This is a genomic window from Paracidovorax sp. MALMAid1276, from assembly GCF_049198005.1.
In the GTDB taxonomy this organism is placed as follows: Bacteria; Pseudomonadota; Gammaproteobacteria; order Burkholderiales; family Burkholderiaceae_C; genus Acidovorax.
This window is the reverse complement of the sequence record NZ_JBMIRS010000115.1, coordinates 1-1,966: the sequence shown is the minus strand read 5'-3', so window position 1 is coordinate 1,966 and position 1,966 is coordinate 1. Positions and strand designations below refer to the sequence as shown.

1 protein-coding gene is annotated in these 1,966 nt (G+C 67.0%); it reads left to right on the top strand.

Translation table 11 applies throughout. The features are described 5' to 3' along the window. Positions 1–261 precede the first annotated feature (261 nt). The gene (locus ACOQFS_RS08150; RefSeq protein WP_421562397.1) at positions 262–1,743 is read left to right on the top strand and encodes an FAD-linked oxidase C-terminal domain-containing protein; all 1,482 of its coding nucleotides are present in this window, start codon (positions 262–264) and stop codon (positions 1,741–1,743) included. The last annotated feature ends 223 nt before the right edge of the window (positions 1,744–1,966 follow it).

Sequence of the window (1,966 nt, the reverse complement as noted above, 5' to 3'; positions counted from 1 at the left end):
ACATCCCCCTGAGTCGCCTTGGGCGCCCTCCCCCTTCTCTCGGCTGCGCCGGGAAGCGGGACGCAGCCCTCGCTGCGGGGCGGCCCTTGCCCGGCTGCCCTCGCCCAGGCTGCGCCCTCTTCATCAATTCATATAAATCGGCCTCCAGCGCTTATCCAGTAAGCTCATACAGCTATCAAATCGATAGTTCCCGGGTGATTTTCACAAGCCCCTGCAGAAAAGCTCACGCCCCGCCGCCCGCCATCCCCTACAGTGCAAGGCATGACGCCCCCCGACAAAGAACGCGCCGCCCGCCAGGCCGAGGTGGTGCAGGCCCTGGGCCGCGTGGTCCCCGCCCACGCCCTGCTCTGGAACGCCGAAGACACCACGCCCTATGAATGCGACGGCCTCACCGCCTACCGCCAGCGCCCGCTGGTGGTGTGCCTGCCCGAGACGTATGAGCAAGTCCAGGCCGTGCTGCGCACCTGCCACCAGCTGAACGCGCCCGTCGTGGCGCGCGGCGCGGGCACGGGCCTGTCGGGCGGGGCCATGCCGCATGCGATGGGCGTCACGCTGTCGCTGGCCAAGTTCAACCGCATCCTCGACGTGGACCCGGTGAGCCGCACGGCGCGCGTGCAGTGCGGCGTGCGCAACCTGGCCATCAGCGAGGCGGCCGCGCCCTACCAGCTGTATTACGCGCCCGACCCCAGCAGCCAGATCGCCTGCACCATCGGCGGCAACGTGGCCGAGAACTCGGGCGGCGTGCACTGCCTGAAGTACGGCCTGACGGTGCACAACGTGCTCAAGGTGAAGGGCTTCACCGTGGAGGGCGAGCCCGTGGAGTTTGGCAGCGAGGCGCTGGACACCCCCGGCTACGACCTGCTGGCCGCCGTGATCGGCAGCGAGGGCATGCTGGCCATGGCCACCGAGGTGACCGTGCGCCTGATCCCCAAGCCGCAGCTCGCGCGCTGCATCATGGCCAGTTTTGACGACGTGCGCAAAGCCGGAGACGCAGTGGCCGCCGTGATCGCGGCGGGCATCATCCCCGCCGGGCTGGAGATGATGGACAAGCCCATGACCGCCGCCGTGGAGGATTTTGTGAAGGCCGGTTACGACCTCACCGCCGAAGCCATCCTGCTGTGCGAGAGCGACGGCACGCCCGAAGAGGTGGAAGAAGAAATCGGCCGCATGAGCGAGGTGCTGCGCGCCGCCGGCGCCACCGCCATCAGCGTGAGCCGCGACGAAGCCGAGCGCCTGCGCTTCTGGAGCGGCCGCAAGAACGCCTTCCCCGCCAGCGGCAGCATGAGCCCCGACTACATGTGCATGGACTCGACCATCCCGCGCAAGCGCCTGGCCGACATCCTGCTGGCCATTGCCGAGATGGAGAAGAAGTACCAGCTGCGCTGCGCCAACGTGTTCCACGCGGGCGACGGCAACCTGCATCCACTCATCCTGTTCGATGCGAACGACGCCGACCAGCTGCACCGCTGCGAGCTGTTTGGCGCCGACATCCTGGAGACCAGCGTGGCCATGGGCGGCACGGTGACGGGCGAGCATGGCGTGGGCGTGGAGAAGCTCAACAGCATGTGCGTGCAGTTTTCCGCCGAGGAGAACGCGCAGATGATGGGCCTCAAGCACGCGTTCGACCCGGCGGGGTTGCTGAACCCGGGCAAGGTGATTCCGACGCTGAACCGGTGTGCGGAGTACGGGAAGATGCTGGTGCGCGGGGGGCAGATCAAGCACCCCGATTTGCCGCGGTTTTGATTGTTTTTGGGCTTCAGCGCTTTCTGGCAAAGCGCTGACAGCTATTGTTTTTGTAGCGTGCTTCTGGGTGGGTTGTCGTGATTGCATGCTGTGGCCGAGGTTTGTGTACCACCCCGCCCGGACCGGGCGCTGGCGCTTACCCATCCGTTCGGGCTGAGCTTGTCGAAGCCGGGGCGCGCTCGCAGGCTCGCTGATCGGCAGCATGCCTCGTTCAAGGGCGGGA

Bases quoted from the DNA above. Each gene is read 5' to 3' on its own strand.
- ACOQFS_RS08150 (WP_421562397.1), top strand. From the start codon at position 262: ATGACGCCCCCCGACAAAGAACGCGCCGCCCGCCAGGCCGAGGTGGTG.